Genomic DNA, 18869 nt, shown 5'->3' with positions numbered 1-18869 from the left:
TAAGTTTTCTTTGTTTCAGGTTTCAAGTTGTTGATACCAGAACAAAAAAAACTTGAAACTTTAAACCTGAAACAAAAAAAATATGAATAGTAAATTTGACGATTTAAAAGTAAGTGTGCAGGAAATAATTGATTTAATTGCTGCAAAACAAGATAGAGAAGCTAATAATAAATTGCTTGAAGTAAATGAAACTTTAGACGAAATGCTGGATCATGCCGAAGAAGATGAAGAACTAAGAGAAATTAGCAGATATCAGGTTTTATTGAATCAGCTGCATGTTAAGATCAATGGAGAAGAGGCAGTTGATGGAGAATAAAACGTGTTTTTGCGATACAGGTTTACCGTTTGATGATTGCTGTGGATTGTATCTCAAAAACAATCAAAAAGCACCAACCGCATTGGCTTTAATGCGTTCTCGTTATTCGGCATACGCCACTCAAAACGCCGATTATCTTCTGGAAACAACGCATGTTTCGGAAAGAGCTTATTATTCAAAAGAAGAAATTCTAAAATGGGCGACATCTAATAAATGGCAAAAATTGGAGATTTTAAGTTCTTCTGAAGAAACAGTTGAGTTTAAAGCCTATTTTATGGATTTAAATAGTAAACCTCAAATTCATTATGAATTCTCTACATTCAAATTTGAAAAAGGCTCCTGGTATTATGTTGACGGAAAGTTTGAATAATTGACAGAAATTGCCTCGATTTCAACTGCTTTCTCCTCAATATTTTAACTAAAAATTAATAAACGTTTCTTTTTTCGTAATTCTAAAATAGCGTAATTTTAGAATTATGAAAAACGAATTTAAAAAAGGTTTTTATTTTAAGTCGTACGAAGCCCCATTTCAGTCTCCGTTTGAAAAACTTTTTGGCATTTTCAAAGAGCTTATCACCCATACTTCGGGGGATTTTGATGAAGCTATAGACTGGCTTCGGGAGTTAGATAAAGAATATAAACTGACGGATGAGAACTACACTATCGATGATTTTATCGAAGATTTAAAAAAGAAAGGTTACATAAAAGACGAAGCAAAACCTGATGGCACTGCTGGTTTCGGAATTACAGCTAAAACAGAAAGAGCAATCAGGCAGCAGGCCTTAGATCAAATTTTTGGTAACTTAAAGCGTTCAGGAAACGGAAATCATAAAACGAAACATGCCGGAAACGGTGATGAACATACCGGTGAATTCCGTGAATTTAATTTTGGAGACGGTTTGGAGCGAATTGCTTTGACTGAAAGTTTGCGTAATGCACAAATCAATAATGGTGTAGAAAGTTTCATGCTGACCGAAAATGATTTGGTTGTCGAAGAAACGCAATACAAAGCTCAAATGAGCACGGTTTTGATGATTGACATCAGCCACAGTATGATTTTGTATGGTGAAGACAGAATTACGCCTGCCAAAAAAGTAGCAATGGCTTTAGCAGAATTAATCACAACGCGTTATCCAAAAGATACATTGGATATTTTGGTTTTCGGAAATGATGCCTGGACGATTCCTATTAAGGATTTGCCGTATTTACAAGTTGGACCTTATCACACTAATACGGTTGCAGGACTCCAGCTAGCAATGGATATTTTGCGAAGAAAACGAAATACCAACAAGCAGATTTTCATGATTACCGATGGAAAACCAAGCTGCGTTCGCGAACGCGATGGTTCCTATTATATGAACAGTAATGGACTTGACGAGTATATAGTAGATAAGTGTTACACACAGGCACAGCAAGCCAGAAAATTACACATTCCGATTACCACTTTTATGATTGCAAACGATCCGTATTTACAGCGTTTTGTGAATCATTTTACAGAAGCAAATCAGGGAAAAGCATTTTATACGGGACTTAAAGGTTTGGGCGAAATGATTTTTGAAGATTATGAAACGAATAGGAAGAAAAGAGTGAGGTAATTTTAGGTTCTAAGATGCTAAGGATTTAAGATTTTTATACATGACGTATATTGTAGAGACGCACAGTAATGATATTATACTGTAATTTTCTACGGAAGAATAAAAAATAAAACAATAAACTGATATTTCATAAAATGGAAATAAATACTATAAAAACACTCGGTCAATTAAAGGCTTCAGGATATAAGAGCATAAGTATTAAGGATGAGTTACGAAATAATCTTCGTGAGAAAATCAAATCGGGAACACCTGTTTTTGAAGGTGTTCATGGTTTCGAAAATACGGTGATTCCAGAATTGGAACGCGCTATTTTATCGCGTCACAATATCAATTTATTAGGACTTCGTGGTCAGGCAAAAACACGTTTGGCGCGTAAAATGATCGAATTACTAGATGAATATATTCCGTTTGTTTCGGGTTCAGAAATTAATGATGATCCGCTAAATCCAATTTCACGTTTTGCAAAAGATTTAATTGCTGAAAAAGGAGATGAAACTCCAGTTTCCTGGTTACACAGAAGCGAACGTTTCTTTGAAAAATTAGCAACACCGGATGTAACGGTTGCCGATTTAATTGGAGATGTGGATCCGATAAAAGCGGCGAATTTAAAATTATCTTATGCTGATGATCGTGTGATTCACTTCGGAATGATTCCGAGAGCGAATCGTTCTATTTTTGTTATCAACGAATTACCCGATTTACAAGCCAGAATTCAGGTGGCATTATTTAATATTTTGCAGGAAGGCGATATTCAAATTAGAGGTTTTAAATTGAGAATGCCATTGGATATGCAATTTGTATTTACTGCAAATCCGGAAGATTATACTAACAGAGGAAGCATTGTAACGCCTCTTAAAGATAGAATTGGTTCTCAAATCCTGACCCATTATCCGGAGAGTGTTGCCATTGCCAGAACAATTACAGAACAGGAAGCTAAATTAGACGAAACACAAAGCGAAATTGTTTATGTACCAAGTTTGGCTAAAGATATTTTAGAACAAATTAGTTTTGAAGCGCGTGACAGTGAATACATTGATAATAAAAGCGGTGTAAGTGCGAGAATGAGTATTACGGCTTACGAGAACTTAATTAGTACAGCAGAACGTCGTGCGTTAAAAGCCGGAGTTGATCATACCATTTTACGTCTGTCTGATTTCATTGGAATTATCCCGGCAATCACCGGAAAAGTAGAATTAGTATATGAAGGAGAGCAGGAGGGAGCCGCTGCCGTGGCGCAGAATTTAATAGGATCTGCTATCCGAACTTTGTTTTCTGATTTCTTTCCGAAAATTGAAAAATTAGAAAAACCTGGCGAAAAAACACCATACTCAGATTTAATAGAATGGTTTTTTGCAGAAAGTGGTTTCGAATTGTTAGATGATGCTTCAGATGCTGAATATAAAAGTATTCTTGATGAAGTGACTCCATTAGAAACTTTATTGAAGAAATACCAGCCACAGTTAGATAAAAAAGACCAATATTTCATGAAGGAATTTATTTTATGGGCTTTGGTAGAATATAAAAAACTAAGCAAAGATCGTTTTGCACAGGGACATCAATTTAAAGATATGTACGGAAGTTATATTAGTAAATTATAAATTGTGAATTGTTAATTATGAATTAACGTTGCGTAGAAATAAACCCGATAGCTTTTAAAAAGTTATCGGGTTTATTATTTATTGAAAATAAGTCTATTACCAGTTTTATTTCTTCTACCTTGCTCCGTTGGCTGTATTTGCAGTCTTTCCCAAAAATAAAATGGAAGAAGGTTTTGAAGATTTGATTGCAAGTTATATCGAAAATAAAGTAGGTATTTCGGAGCATTTTTTAAGCAAAGAATTGGCAGATAATCTCAAACAAAATCTACTTGATTTAAATCAGAGAAGTTTATTGTCTGAAGCCGGAATAGGGAATTCAGAGAAACTCTCTTATGATGGTGCGGTTAGAAGCGATTCGATTTATTGGCTCGATAAAAAGCATAATAATGTTTTTGAAAATGAATTTTTTGCGCAAATTGATGCCTTCATTCTTTATTTAAATGAAAGCTGTTACGCCGGAATCACAGGTTATGAATTTCATTACTCTTTATATGAAAAAGGTGATTTTTATCTGAAACATCTAGATCAATTCAAGAATAATCCAAGTCGGAAATATTCTATGATCAGTTATCTCAATAGTAATTGGCTGGAAAGTGACGGAGGAGAATTGATGATTCACCAGGAAAATAACAATCAAAAAATTGCACCAACTCAGGGAAAAACCGTTTTCTTTAAAAGTAATGAATTGGTTCATGAAGTTTTGGTTACTCAAAATACCAGAATGAGTATTACCGGTTGGCTGAAAAGTGATTAAATTTTAACCTAAAAATATATAAATAGTTACTTTTGGATTTCTGATAAAGAAATAAAGATGGTTAGTAAATATATTTTAGAACTCAATGGTATAAATATAGGTTATACAGAATTTGAATTTGCAGACCCGCCAATGGGAATAGTGCATGGAAAAATAATATTTGATGGGATTGATTCTCCTTACGATTTGTTTCGAAATCATTGTAAAAAATACAAGATTCAGATTAATTCGGATTTCCCTAAAGAAAAGTTTATTGATACAGTTGTAATCCCCGAATTAAAAATTCTTTTGCAAAATGGTAGGCAATTGCCAGGTTGGGGCGGAGCAATAACAGGAACGGATTCTGATGGATTTGAAATTCAATTTGGAGGCATCACTTCTGAATTAATGCAAACTGAATTTAAACATCATTTCCTCAAATATTATGGACATGAATAAAAATGAGAAGATGATTAGTCTTATTTTTGCATTCTAAATTTAGCCTATGTTATTTCTTATTCTTAGTATTCTTTGCAGTGTAATTGTTGGTGTTATATTCAAAATCACTAGAAAGTATAATGCTAATCCCACTCAGGTTGTAGCATTCAATTACGTAACAGCATTGGCACTTTGCTATTTTACTTTCAGTCCCAATTTAAACGAAGTTGATGTAGCAGCACCATGGAATATCTACATCGCCATTGGAATACTATTACCAGTCGTTTTTCTGTTTTTAATTGCTTCTATAAAGCATATGGGGATCGTAAAAACGGATGCAGCACAGCGTTTATCACTTTTTATTCCGATACTAGCAGCCTGGTTTATTTTCAAAGAAGATTTCAATTCTTATAAAGTTATAGGATTATTAATTGGTTTTGTCGCACTATTATTCATACTTAAAAAACAATCAGTAAACACAGAAAATAAGTGGGTTTATCCAACAGTTGTTTTGTTGGGTTTTGGTGTAATTGATATTCTTTTTAAGCAAATAGCACTTTATACTACTTTGCCTTATACCACTTCTTTATTTATAGTTTTTGATATTTCTTTGGCCATTTCTTTATTGGTTGTTGTTTATGAAACCGTTTTGAAAAAGGTAAAATTACAAGCTAAAAATATTCTTTTCGGAGGTTTGGTCGGACTTTTTAATTTCGGAAATATATTGTTTTATCTAAAAGCGCACAAAGCATTTTCAGAAAACCCATCGACTGTTTTTGCCGGAATGAATATGGGTGTTATTATTTTAGGAAGTCTTGTTGGTCTGCTTTTTTTCAAGGAAAAATTATCAAAAATTAACTTTATTGGTATCTTTTTAGCCTTAATTGCGATAATTTTTATTGTTATTTCACAATTTAAGTAAATTTTTTCTGTAGTCTAATTCCTTTATTTACAGCTCTTTTAAAATTAAGTTTCAATTTATTCAAAATAAACTCTACTAATTCTATAGAATTTAAGAAATATATTTATAAATTTGTCCCAACAATGAAATACTCTAGTCAAAATATCATTCAGGTCATGTGTAGCATCACGTTGTGTTGCATGTTGAACTATGCAGTGAAATGGCGTTAATAGAAAATCACTTGTTAGTTATTTTTTTTTAGCCTTTCATGCACCAATGAAAGGCTTTTTTTAGAACTATTAAAAAATAAAGAAATGAGACCAAATAGAAATACGAATATTATGATGCAGTGTTGTCTGATCAAAATTCCATGTTGTCGAATGCGATGTTGGAGATAAAATTGAGGTTTTTCCTTGTTATAAGTAAAAGCGTCTTCAAGGATAGAAAAAATACAAATCAAATATTCAAATTTAAAAGATATAAAAGATGAGCACAGAAATAATTAAACAGAACCCCTTTCAATCGATGATTGATCGTTTTAATATCGCAGCCGATATTCTTAATCTGGACGAATCAATCAGGCAAAAACTGCAACGTCCGGAAAAACAAATCGTAGTTAATTTCTCGATTGTGTTAGATAACGGAAACGTTCAAAATTTTGAAGGTTATCGTGTAATTCACAATACAGCATTAGGGCCGTCAAAAGGCGGAATTCGTTATGATACAGGTGTAAATCTGGATGAAGTAAAAGCATTGGCTGCCTGGATGACCTGGAAATCTGCTGTTACCGGAATTCCTTTTGGAGGAGCAAAAGGCGGAATTATCTGTGATCCCAGAAAACATTCTAAAGCAGAATTAGAGAAAATTACAAGAGGATATACGAAAGCATTAGCTGATATTTTTGGCCCTGAAAAAGATGTTCCTGCGCCAGATATGGGAACTGGTCCAGACGAAATGGGCTGGTTAATGGATGAATTTTCATTAGTTCATGGTAAGCCAATTCACGCTGTGGTAACTGGAAAACATTTACATTCCGGAGGTTCATTGGGAAGGGTAGAAGCAACTGGAAGAGGTGTGAGTATAATCACATTATTAGCCCTTCAAAAATTAAAATTAAGACCGGCAAGATCTACTGCTGCTATTCAGGGCTTTGGAAATGTAGGATTGCATTCGGCTTTGTTTTTATATGAAAAAGGATTGAAAATTGTTGCGGTTAGTGATGTTTCAGAAGCTTTTTATAATCCGGAAGGGCTTAATATTCCAGAACTGATCCTTTATTACAATCTAAACAATAAGAATATTAAAGGGTATCCGAATTCGGTTGCCATCAAACATGAAGACTTGTTGTTATTAGATGTTGATGTATTGATTCCGGCAGCGAAAGAAGATGTTATTACACAGAAAAACGCCGCTGCTATTAAAGCCAAAATTATTGTGGAAGGCGCTAACGGACCTGTTTCTTCAGATGCAGATAAAATATTGCATGACAATAATGTTTTGGTTGTTCCTGATATTTTAGCGAATGCCGGTGGAGTTACGGTTTCTTATTTTGAATGGCTTCAGAATTCACTTTTAGAATCGTGGAGAATTCATCAGATTAATACCCGTTTAGAAGATATTTTAGAAAAAGGTTTTGAAACGGTTTTCAGAATCGCCTTAAAACATAATGTGACGCCAAGAATAGCAGCATACATTATTGCTTTGCAAAAAGTGGCAGATACACAATCAGTGAAAGAGGTAGCGTTAGATGCTCCGAAATTCAAGCAGAATTAAATATTGGTTTGGGAGAAAGATTTTTTATGTATTGAAATCGTTTTTGGTTAGTAAACGAAATTAATTTAGTGAAAATATCTTTCTCTCTTGGTTTATAAGTGACTTTCTTCTCTATTAAAAAGTAATTTTTAAAAATGGAACATATTAATTTTCTTGCCTTTGCAATGCCTGCTTTTTTCCTTTTTTTATTTCTGGAATACAAGTTGGCACAACGTAAAAAGAGACCTGAAATTTTCAATTATGAAAGTTCTGTTTCAAACATTAGTATTGGTATAGCCGAGAGATTAATTAATCTTTTTATCTCCGCCAGTTTTTATCAGTTGTATTATCTGATTTATGATAATTACAGACTTTTAGATATTCCGGCTAACATTTTTGTTTGGTTTGCTTTAATTCTTGCTACCGATTTTGTTTGGTATTGGTATCATAGATTGGGGCATGAGGTTAATTTTTTCTGGGCAGCACATATTGTACATCATCATAGTGAAGAATTTAATTTTACGGCTGCGGCCAGAATTACCACTTTTCAGGCTGTTATCCGAACGGGATTTTGGTGTGTTTTGCCTTTTATTGGTTTTCATCCAACAATGGTAATTACGATGTTGATTGTTCATGGTGCGTATTCTTTTTTTACGCACACGCAGCTTATTGGTAGAATAAAATGGTTGGAATATGTTTTTGTAACTCCTTCTGTCCATGGTGTTCATCATGCTTCAGATGAAAAATATCTGGATAAAAATTACGGCGATATGTTTACTTTTTGGGATCGTCTCTTTGGAACTTTCCAGGAAGAAGAAGAAAAACCAAAATACGGATTGACACATCCCTTAAAAAGCTATAGTTTTCTCTGGCAGCATTTTCATTACTATTTTGAGATTTATGAGCTATGGAAACGCTCAGAAGGTTTTAAAGCCAGCTGGAAAGCCATTTTTGGAAGTCCGGCACATATGGATCAGGATATTCGGCCAACGTTAGAAAAGCGTTTTCTGCAAGATAAAGAGAATCCACATCAACGCTTGAAATTTCGAAATTATCTCTATATTCAATTAGGAGTTTGTACTTTGCTTTTAACTGTTTTTACTTATTATTTTGAGTATTTAAATGGCTTCGATAAAGCTTTTGTATTATTCTTGATTTTCATTACACTGGTTAATTGCGGAGCATTATTAGAACAGCGAAAATGGATATATTATTTGGAATATGCCCGTCTTTTTATGATTTCAACTTACTTTTTATATGAGGAAAATTTAACGGCATTTTTCTTTGTTCCGTTAGCGATTATGATTTTTGCTGAGCAGTTGTTTTCGTTAAGTAAACGCTATCAAAATATAATTTTGCAGTTAGAAACTTCGGAATAATTATTAGCCACAAATTCACGAATTAAAATATATTGAATTAGGTTTTGGCTACTAAGAATTGCACAAATTTTTACTAATTGTTTATTAGTGAAATAAAAAAATAGCCACGAATTCCTGAATTTATATTTAAATAATTCGTGAATTCGTGGCTATTTTTTTTCGGATTTTAAATCGTCTTAATCGCCATAATCTTCTCCTCAAAAGTATCTTTAAAATCAGATTTGCTTTTGATTCTAGTTTTATAAGTATAAATGGTAGCTACAGAAAGTTCCAGAAATTCTGCCATTTGGCTGCTATCCTGAATTCCTAATCGGTACAAGGCAAAAATCCTTAGTTCGGTGTTTAGAAGCTCTCCTTTTTTAACGATGCATTTGTGATCATTTGGGAATAAATGATTAAAATCCGTCACAAAAGTAGGGAATAATTTCAGGAAGATTTCATCGAATTGATGAAAGAGATTCTCGCGTTCTTCCTTTACATTATAACGCTTCAAACTCGCAATAACTTCATCGGTTCTTTTGGTAATGATTTTATGAAGTGTGCTTTTCTGAATATGATCTATCTTATTAATGAAAGCCGAAGTTGCCTTAATAAAATAGGTAATATATTCTTCTTTAATAGCATTGGCTTCACTCAGGCTAATATTCATTTCCTGAAGTTGCGCATACGACGAAGCCATTATTTTTCGGGCTTTATTTCTTTCTTTTAATTGTTTGAAAATGATAATCAGAAACAAAACTATGATCAAGGTAAGAATCGTCAATAAAATAATGATTCTTTCTAATTTATCATTTTTATCTTTTACGTTATTCAATTGTGCTTTCTCAATAATCGGTAAGATCGTGGAAATCTCGATTTTTCGATGTCTGGCATTATAAAAAGTAGCGTCATCCATCGCGATATTGATGTATTCGTTGGCTTTATCCAAATAACCCATTTTAAAGAGTTCGTTGGCTAAATTCCGAAGTGCGACGGTTTCTTTGGTCGCATTTTTAACATCGGCAATAGCGGCAAGTGCCAGGTAATGAATGGCTTTTTTGGTATAGCCTCTTTCTGAATAGATATAGCCGAGGCTTGAAGTTGCAATTCCGTAATAATCAGAAGGTAATTTGTAATTGTTGATCCAGTAGCTGAAAGCAAATTCAGCGCCACGCCAATCTTGTTGTTTTAGTCTCTTTAAACTTTCGGCAGCCCAATATTCATTAGTATTGGTTCCGATCAATTCTAAAGCCTTTTTAAGGAAGTGATTTCCTTGTTGTACATAATGAATATTAAAACGCTGATCTTTATTGTAATCGGCTAAATCATAGTAGGCACGGGCTTTTATAGAATAATATTCGAATTTGTTTTTTTGATCGAGCTTTTGATCGTCAATAACATTCAATGTATCTATGGCTTCTTTAAAAAGTCCCGAAGAAAGTAATACGAAACCTTCCTTAATTCGACTTTTGGCTAAATATTTAGGATCTTTTAAAACAATCGCCTTGAATTTTGCTTCTTCTAAGTAATAATAAGCGGAGTCATATTTGAATGATTTGTATTCGTCAAACAACAACATATAGCTATTATAAAGCTGCTCGTTGTTTTGACTGACGGTAAATTTTGAGACGTCTTTTTTTAAGGCTTCAATTTTACGATACTTCTGTTTTAAGTAAATATCTTTTTTAAGAAGCACTTTATCTAATTCTTCCAGCACTGGATTTGTCTCTTTCGCAGTTAGAGAGAAACCTGCAATGAAAAAAAATAGAATGAATATTCTTTGCATAGTTAGTTTTGGTTAAGGGGTAAAATTCTTTTTTGGTTGTTGAGTTAATTCGTTTTTTAATTCAGGATAAAAATAAATGTTGATGATTTATAGCTGTCAGAATTTGGTAATTCTCTTAATAACAAAGCTATAAAATTTAGATCATCGAACAAAAATAAGATCTAAATGTTAAAAGTAGTCTAATAATTTGCAATTATACAATAAAAAGCAATAATATATATGTATAGTGAAAAAAATATAGACTTTAATTTACATATTGTCATAAATACTATTATTTATATGCTGTTTTTCATCTCAACAGCATCTTGATTTTTGTAAACACAAAAATAATGTAAAATACTGATTTGCAATAGATTAAATTTAATTTTATTTCAATTACATCTTGATTTTTATCAGATATTTTTTTTTAGGTTTTTTTAACATCTAGCTTCGTTCTGTCTTTAATGAGACAAAAAAACTAACAAACAAACCACAAATTTATGAGATGTAAAAGTATTTATTGGTTAGCTGTTATTATGTGTCTGTTTGCCATTGGCTGTGACAGTATTGATGACGGAAGCTATGTTGATCCAATTACCATTTATGAGAAAGTAAACGGAGATTGGGGATTAACAAATTTGAAAATGGTAGATGAATCTGCAAAAGCAAATGCCATCGAGCCAAACGAACAAAACTTGAGTACGTACTTTAACTACGAGGATTTTAAAATCAGATTCAGTGTAGACGAAAAGAACCAGCCAACAAGTTACGAGGTTATGGGTAATGTTCCTCCTTTATTTGCCCCAAAAGGATATTGGAGATTAAGCTCCGATTTTCAACAGACTAATGCCAGTGCAGTAAGAATCTATCTGTACAGCGATGCTCAAAAAACACAAAAAACAGATGAACTTCGATTAACATCAGTTCCGGGAAGCAACGACGAAATGGAATTTCAGTTGGTGCATTCTTCTAGCGGAACTCCTTTTGTGTCTTATGTATTCAAATTAAATGCTATTAATTAAAAGTAATATGAAATCGCCATGATTCCAAATTACAAACTAAACAAAGAATGGCGATACCATATTCCGACAAAAAACAAATATTAAATACATATGAAAAAGTTTATATATACAATTTTACTTGCCCTTTTGATGGCACCTAATTTTATCCAGGCTCAGGAAGCTGCAGGAGCTGTGGGGCCTATATCATCATTTCCGGTAGTTTACAAATACGATGAACAGGTGACATGGTATTTTGATATGTCAGCATCCACTTTTGCAGAAAACGAAGATCTATATTTATGGATGTGGTCACCATCTGAACCAGATGCAGGAAACTGGGAAAATTCGTCAGATTTTGCGAAACTGAAATATGAAGGAGATAAAGTTTGGAGTTTTACCTTAACGCCAACCGTTTACTTTTCTCAAACTCCAGATCAAATTGCAGCAAGCGCAGGATTTTGGTTCCGTTTAAAAAACAAAAACGGATCGAAGCAAAGTGATGTTGCTAATGTAGCTTATACTGATTTCTCCTCTTTTTATACTGCAAATGAGTTAATCAGATCTTATCCAACAAAACCAACAATTGACAAACCAGTTAGTATTTTATTTAATTCAAACCTAAAAGATGGTTTTAGTGGAGTGCCGAGTGTACACTTCCATAGTGGTTTAAATAATTGGGCCGTTTTACAGGAATATCAGGCCTGGATTCCGGAAGTATCTGAAAAAACAAAGTTGAAAGATCTTGGAAATGGTTTTTACAGAATGGATTTGATTCCACAGGAATATTATAATACCGAACCGGGTTTTGTTATGGAAAATATTACTTTTCTGTTCGTAGCAAAAGACTGGACCACTAATTCTGGTGATCAGATAATTTACGCCGGAGAATATATTCCGCCACCGCCACCCGTATTTGGATTTTTCCCTTTACAAATTAGTCAAAGAGATTTCCTCGGAATGTCTCGTAAAAACAACGAGCCAGGTGTAAACAAATTAATTTACACAATTAACGCGGGCAGTAAAGTGATTTCTGGTGAATTTGCCGGAGGAACAGCTGAGATAAAAGGATTTGTCAATTTGGTTTCTGAACTTAACGGAATTCCTGGTCTAACTGAAATTCATGTTTTGGTAAAAGACAATAAGGACAAAACAATTTCGGATACCACGATTCCTCTTAAAACTCTAGACAAATAATTCACTATCAAATTAAAACATCAATTCTAATGAACAGTAAAAATAAAAAAATAGTCCTGCAGCATCTGTGGACTACTAAAACTGTGGTATTCATGATTTTCATTCTTTTTCTTTCGGCAGGAATGTTTGCTCAGGAAAAAAAGCAGGTATCAGGTACCGTTTATGACAATACAGGTACTGTATTGCCGGGCGCTTCTATTATTGAGGTGGGTACTAAAAACGCCACCACAACAGATTTTGACGGAAGATTTACATTGTCTGTAGCCGTAGGAGGTTCGATTGAAGTTTCGTTTATAGGAACAACAACTCAGAAAGTTCAAATTACATCGGCAACAAAGGCTAATATTGATGTTCGTTTACCAAACGATGGTTATCAGTTGGCAGAAGTACAGGTTGTTTCTGTTGGATATGGAACGCAAAAGAAATCAGATTTAACGGGAGCTATTTCAACCGTTAAAGCAGACGATTTAGTAAAAGGAACAATCTCTTCTACAGAGCAGGTTTTGCAAGGAAAAGTGGCAGGTTTAAATGTTATTCGTCCTTCTGGAGATCCTGCAGCTGGTTCTACTTTACGTTTACGTGGAGGAACTTCCTTAACAGCAAGTAATAGTCCGCTTATTGTAGTAGATGGAATTGCTGGTGTTGATATCAATGTGGTACAGCCCTCTGATATTAAATCGGTAGACGTTTTAAAAGATGCTTCGGCGACAGCCATATACGGATCAAGAGGGGCAAATGGAGTTATTATCATTACCACAAAATCTGGAACAAAAGGCGTTTCTGTTACCTATAGCGGATTATCAAGTTTTGGTTATGTGAATGATAACTTAGATCTTTTATCAGCAAATCAATGGAGAGGATATGTCCGTCAAACCGGAAACCAGGATGCAATTGATTATGGAGGAAATACAGATTGGCAAAAAGCAATCGAACAAACTGCTATTTCACAATCGCACACTCTAAGTATCAATTCTGGTAAAGCGGATAGCGGTTTCAGAATGTCTCTTTCTTATTTGAATAATGAAGGGGTTATCAAATCAACAGGTTTAGAAAGATTAAGCGGAAACGTTAGTGGATACCAATATCTCGGAGATAATAAGGATGTAAAATTTGATATGGGTTTATTCGCCAATATCGACAAATGGCATCCATTAGATTACAGAATTTTTGAGCGTGCATACAATTTAAATCCAACGATTCCGATTTATGACGCTAATGGTGAATTTACTTCAGTTGGAGGAACAATTTATGAAAATCCGGTTGAAATTTTAACCAACAGAACTGTTGATAATGAAAGACACAGACTTTTAGGTTATTTTAAAACAGAGATTAAATTTTTAAATGATTTTACGGCTGTTGCCAATATTTCATTAGAACATAATGCAGTTCAGGGAAGTACTTATAAGCCAACATATGCCGTTATGGAAGGAAGAACTGAAGATGGTTATGCTCAAAAAACCTACGCAGAATATACTAACGCACAAGGAGAATTGTATGTGAATTACAATAAAACTTTTGGAAAACACACTATTAGTGCTTTAGGTGGTTATTCATACTTAGAGAATATTTACGAAGGTTTCGGCGCACAAAGAAGTGGTTTTGTATCAGATGCTTTTAGTTATAACAATTTAGGTGCAGGATATAATTACCGTTTAGGCGATGTGTATTCTTATAAAGGGAAATCAAATTTAGTTTCGTTCTATGCTCGTGCTAATTATAGTTTTGACAGCAAATATTTGTTTACTGCAACAGTAAGAAGAGATGGTTCTAGCCGTTTTGGAGAAAACAATAAATGGGGAACTTTTCCATCAGCTTCTGCAGCATGGAGAATTTCTAACGAAGAATTTATGAGCGGTTCAAAAGACTGGTTGGGTAATTTAAAACTAAGAGTGGGTTACGGAGTTACAGGAAATCAGGATGGAATTGGCGAATATAAATCACTTTCCATCTTAGGAGTTGGAAATGATAGTTACTACGATCCGGTTACGCAAACCTGGAGTTTGGCTTATTCTCCAAAACAAAATCCAAATCCTGACTTAAAATGGGAATCTACTAAACAATTAAATATTGGTGTCGATTTTACCTTATTTGACCGAGTAACAGGTTCATTTGAATATTATTCAAAAACAACAGACGATTTGTTATACACTTATGAAGTGCCTCAGCCTCCCTATTTAGTGGGAACGATGTTGGCAAACGTTGGTGAAATGTCAAACAAAGGAGTTGAGCTTACATTGAATGCGGACATTATTAAAGGAGATAAATTTTCATGGAATGCGAATTTAACTTTAGGACACAACGTTCAGAAAATCGAAAAACTGTCGAATACAACTTATGAGACAGATGTTATTTACAGTGGATCTTTACACGGATTAGCGGGTATGTCTGGACAATATTCTCAAATTATTGCGGAAGGATATCCCGTTGGAACTTTCTGGGGATTCAAAAATGCTGGACTTGATGCTGACGGGAAAATTCAGTACTACAATGCAGCTGGAGCTGTAGTGGCAGATAGTGCTTTAACAGATGCTGATAAAACAGATTTAGGAAATATTCAGCCAGATTTGACTTTAGGTATCGGTATGAATTTCACCTATGGAAATTTTGATTTAGGTGTTTCTGGTTACGGAATGTTTGGGCAAAAAGCATTAAATGCAACCAATATGATGTTAAATGATCCTAACAGATTACCAGCCTATAATGTGCCGGATGATTTCTTAAACAGCGGTCTTACTTCATCTCCAAAATATTCAGATTATTGGATAGAAGATGCTTCTTTCTTCAGACTTCAGACACTTTCAGTGGGGTATACTTTGCCATTGAAATCTAAATCATCAAAATTCAGAGTTTATGCTATGGGAGAAAATCTGTTTGTAATTACAGGTTATAAAGGTGTAGATCCGGAGATCGGTTTAAATGCGCAAGATGGTCAAGATCAAACGGGATTGGCAGCGCCTGGAATCGATAAGTACAATAATTATCCGCGACCAACAACGATTTCTGTTGGATTAAATTTTACGTTTAATAATTAAGCGATTAACTCAAAAATAGAACAAATGAAAATCAAAATAACAGCAGCATTATTAATAAGCATGCTCTTTACGATATCATCATGTACCGATTTAGATGAACAACTATATGATAGAGTAGAAGATGGGAATTTTGGAAATACTCCCAAAGAAATTGATGCATTAGTTGGAGGTGCGTATTCTTCATTAAGAGGATTTGCAGATGGGATATCAAATAATTATCCAACGTGTGAGTATGTATTCTTTTTAAATGAAACGGTTTCTGATGAAGCGACAATTCCGACCAGAGGAACAAACTGGTACGATGGGGGACAATATCAGGATGCACAAAGACATACCTGGAAAGCAGACAATCGTATGATTCTTTCTGCCTGGCGTTACAATTATACCGGAATTGCAAAGATCAATTCGATCATTTATCAAATCGATAAATCATCTTTGACTGATGCAGCAAAAACACCAATTTATGCTGAATTAAAAGCCTTAAGAGCATATTACTATTATAATCTTTTGGATTTATTCGGAAATGTGCCAATTGTGACCAATTTTGAAGATACAGCTTTACCATCAAATTCTACCCGTAAACAAGTGTATGATTTTGTAGAGAAAGAGTTGTTGGACGCTATTCCGCATTTAACTGCAAACGTGGTATATTCTAAATTCACAAAAAATGTTGCCTATTCTCTTTTGGCCAGATTGTATTTAAATTCAGAAGCTTTTATAGGAACGGCTCGTTGGCAGGACTGTATCGATATGTGTCAGAAAGTAACGGGTTATACTTTGGCACCGGATTTCTTCACCAATTTTGCTACAGATAATCAAAAGTCACCTGAAATTATTTTTGCCATTCCTTATGATTCAAAAGCGGGAACAGTTGGAAACTACATGTCCTCAATGTCTTGTCATTATTTGCATAAACTGACACTTTCGCCAATTGGAGATTATCCTTGGAGCGCTAACGGAATGTGTGCACAGCCAGGTGTTTATTCTGCTTTTGCTGATACTGACAGAAGAAAAAAATGTATGGTTGCCGGAGATCAGATCAATTTAGCAAACGGGCAGGTTATCGTTATGGATAATGGAGAACCTTTAACCTATACAGAAGAAGTAACAAGTGTTGCTGATGCTAAAGAAAATGAAGGTGTTCGTTTGGGTAAATACGAAATGAAAGCTGGAGAACAATGGGAACGCGATCATGATTTAGTTGTAATTCGTTATGCCGAAATCTTGATGATGCAGGCAGAATGTTACGTTCGTTTAGGATCTGCAGATTTGGCAAAACCATTTCTACAACAAGTTACAGCGCGTGCCGGAGAAGAAATGCCAGCAACAATCGATCTTCATTTTATTGACCAGGAATTGCTTAAGGAATTTACTTTTGAAGGAAGAAGAAGAACAGATAATATTCGTTTTGGAACATTCTTCCTGGAATGGTGGGAAAAAGGTACAACAGAAAAATATAGAGCAATTTTCCCTATTCCAAGTACTGTTTTAACTACAAATAAAAACCTGAAACAGAATCCTGGTTATCCTCTGAATTAGGTTATTGAATGTCAGTCTTCCATGTTGGTTAGTCGTGGAAGGCTGACATATTTTATGCCACTCCCGATAGCTATCGGGATAAAGGATTATTAGGATTGAAAAGTAATTTTTGTCTCTCGCAGATTCTGCAGATAGTGCAGATTTATTAAATGAGTTTGAATAAATCTTTTAGAATCTGCTTAAATCATTTTAAATCTGCGTGAAATAATTTAGGCAAAGATTTTACGGGGTAGAATGATTAAAAAAAATCTGCCAGATCTGCCAAATCTGCGAGAGAAAATTTCAGCCACAGATGAACGGATTAAAATGATTTAAAATAATCTGTGAAAATCTTTTAATCTGTGGCAAAAAAAAAATAGCCATCAACAGTTATAAAAACAAATAGTATTTCAATATGAAAAGATATATCACATTATTGTTTTTTGGTGTCATGAACATTTTAGTCACCGCTGGATGCAGCAGCGATGACAAAAGTCCAGATAAACCAACAGAACCAGAAACAATTCAGCCTGTTGCGATTGAAAAAACAAATAGTACCAAAATTTATGTGCATTACATGCCCTGGTTTGAAACCAATGAAAGTAGTGCCGATAAAAAATGGGGATATCACTGGACAATGGCCAACAAAAATCCGAATACAATAGGAGCAAACAATCGTCGGGAAATAGCATCTTATTATTATCCTCTAATTGGCCCGTATCATTCAGGTGATAAAAATGTGATTGAAAATCATTTATTATTGATGAAATATTCAGGAATTGATGGTGTTTTGATCGATTGGTATGGCACTTATGATGTTAATGATTACAGAATGGTAAAAGAAAATACAGAACAGCTAATTGCTATGTTAGACAAAGTAGGGCTGGAATATGCAATTGTTTACGAAGACAGAGTAACGACAAATGTTGTCAATGCCGGAAAAGCAATTTCTGTAACCAGCGCTGCCAAAACTGATTTAGCCTATATGGAGAAAAATTATTTTGATGATGCCAATTACATCAAAGTAAACGGAAAACCATTATTATTGAACTTTGGACCAATTGTATTGCAAACACCTGCAGAATGGACCAATATTTTTGGTACGCTGACTACAAAACCTACTTTTTTAACCCTTTGGGATCAATCAGTTGAAGCGGGCGCTAATGCTTCCGGCGAGTATGCCTGGGTTTATAAAAACAGTAGCTATTTGATCAATTTTTACACCAATACAAAACCAAAACTTTCTGTTGCTATGGGAGGTGCTTATCCTGGTTTTAAAGATTTTTATGCCGAAGGTGGAGGTGGTGCAGCTATCGGTTGGACAATTGAACACAATAATGGAGCTACTTTGGACGAGACACTTGCATTAGCTAAAAATGGCAATTTAAATTACCTGCAACTGATTACATGGAATGACTTTGGGGAAGGAACTATGTTTGAGCCGACAGTAGAATTTGGCTATACTTACATCGAAAAAGTGAAAGCCTTTGCAGGTGTCAAAAATACCGAATCCTCTTTTGCTGATATAAGCAAACTGTATAACCTAAGAGTAGAAAAGAAAGGCAATACCGATGTCCAGCATAAATTAGATCAGGCTTTTAATTATTTTGTTTCGATGCAGCCTGCAAAAGCGAAACAATTAATTAGTGAAATAAAATAAGAGTTGTA

15 protein-coding genes are annotated in these 18869 nt (G+C 34.3%); 14 read left to right on the top strand and 1 reads right to left on the bottom strand.

The annotated features are described in order from the left end of the window. Positions 1-82 precede the first annotated feature (82 nt). From AC3ITQ_RS18950 to AC3ITQ_RS18910, 9 genes are all read left to right on the top strand, one after another. Positions 83-316: a hypothetical protein gene (locus AC3ITQ_RS18950; protein WP_489235698.1), complete on the top strand. Its 234-nt coding sequence runs from the start codon at positions 83-85 to the stop codon at positions 314-316. After that, positions 288-686 (top strand): YchJ family protein, encoded by a 399-nt coding sequence (locus tag AC3ITQ_RS18945; RefSeq protein ID WP_489235697.1) that lies wholly within the window; start codon positions 288-290, stop codon positions 684-686. Before AC3ITQ_RS18950 ends, AC3ITQ_RS18945 begins: the two co-directional genes overlap by 29 nt. Before the next feature lie 106 nt (positions 687-792). Further along, the gene (locus AC3ITQ_RS18940; RefSeq protein ID WP_074662006.1) at positions 793-1911 is read left to right on the top strand and encodes a vWA domain-containing protein; all 1119 of its coding nucleotides are present in this window, start codon (positions 793-795) and stop codon (positions 1909-1911) included. Between the two features lie 134 nt (positions 1912-2045). Next, positions 2046-3509, top strand: a complete 1464-nt coding sequence (locus tag AC3ITQ_RS18935; protein ID WP_489235696.1) for a magnesium chelatase — start codon at positions 2046-2048, stop codon at positions 3507-3509. 160 nt (positions 3510-3669) lie between these two features. Beyond that, the gene (locus AC3ITQ_RS18930; protein ID WP_489235695.1) at positions 3670-4263 is read left to right on the top strand and encodes a 2OG-Fe(II) oxygenase; all 594 of its coding nucleotides are present in this window, start codon (positions 3670-3672) and stop codon (positions 4261-4263) included. A gap of 57 nt (positions 4264-4320) precedes the next feature. Continuing rightward, a complete protein-coding gene (locus AC3ITQ_RS18925; RefSeq protein WP_489235694.1) occupies positions 4321-4701 on the top strand; it encodes a hypothetical protein in 381 nt (126 codons plus the stop codon). Positions 4702-4747: 46 nt separating this feature from the next. Further along, positions 4748-5602: an EamA family transporter gene (locus AC3ITQ_RS18920; protein ID WP_489235693.1), complete on the top strand. Its 855-nt coding sequence runs from the start codon at positions 4748-4750 to the stop codon at positions 5600-5602. Positions 5603-6067: 465 nt separating this feature from the next. Beyond that, the gene (locus AC3ITQ_RS18915; protein ID WP_489235692.1) at positions 6068-7354 is read left to right on the top strand and encodes a Glu/Leu/Phe/Val family dehydrogenase; all 1287 of its coding nucleotides are present in this window, start codon (positions 6068-6070) and stop codon (positions 7352-7354) included. 134 nt (positions 7355-7488) lie between these two features. Further along, positions 7489-8712, top strand: coding sequence for a sterol desaturase family protein (locus tag AC3ITQ_RS18910; RefSeq protein ID WP_489235691.1), 1224 nt, complete (start codon positions 7489-7491; stop codon positions 8710-8712). A 166-nt stretch (positions 8713-8878) separates the two neighbouring features. Here AC3ITQ_RS18910 and susR read toward each other — a convergent pair whose 3' ends face one another. Next, a complete protein-coding gene (gene susR / locus AC3ITQ_RS18905; protein WP_489235690.1) occupies positions 8879-10477 on the bottom strand; it encodes a SusR family glycan utilization regulator in 1599 nt (532 codons plus the stop codon). Positions 10478-10956: 479 nt separating this feature from the next. On the opposite strand from susR, the gene AC3ITQ_RS18900 reads away from it, so the two are divergent. The 5 genes from AC3ITQ_RS18900 (at position 10957) to AC3ITQ_RS18880 (ending at position 18861) form a co-directional block, all read left to right on the top strand. Next, positions 10957-11478: a DUF5004 domain-containing protein gene (locus tag AC3ITQ_RS18900; RefSeq protein WP_375034125.1), complete on the top strand. Its 522-nt coding sequence runs from the start codon at positions 10957-10959 to the stop codon at positions 11476-11478. Positions 11479-11568: 90 nt separating this feature from the next. Further along, a complete protein-coding gene (locus AC3ITQ_RS18895) occupies positions 11569-12651 on the top strand; it encodes a hypothetical protein (RefSeq protein WP_489235689.1) in 1083 nt (360 codons plus the stop codon). 92 nt (positions 12652-12743) lie between these two features. Further along, positions 12744-15683, top strand: coding sequence for a SusC/RagA family TonB-linked outer membrane protein (locus AC3ITQ_RS18890; protein ID WP_489235688.1), 2940 nt, complete (start codon positions 12744-12746; stop codon positions 15681-15683). A 24-nt stretch (positions 15684-15707) separates the two neighbouring features. Next, a complete protein-coding gene (locus tag AC3ITQ_RS18885) occupies positions 15708-17222 on the top strand; it encodes a RagB/SusD family nutrient uptake outer membrane protein (RefSeq protein WP_489235687.1) in 1515 nt (504 codons plus the stop codon). A gap of 394 nt (positions 17223-17616) precedes the next feature. Beyond that, positions 17617-18861, top strand: a complete 1245-nt coding sequence (locus AC3ITQ_RS18880; RefSeq protein ID WP_489235686.1) for a glycoside hydrolase family 99 protein — start codon at positions 17617-17619, stop codon at positions 18859-18861. Positions 18862-18869: the final 8 nt, after the last annotated feature.

Source organism: Flavobacterium sp. KH_001 (assembly GCF_057840745.1).
Note: the sequence above shows the minus strand (reverse complement) of the source record. Positions and strands in the feature narration are given on the sequence as shown.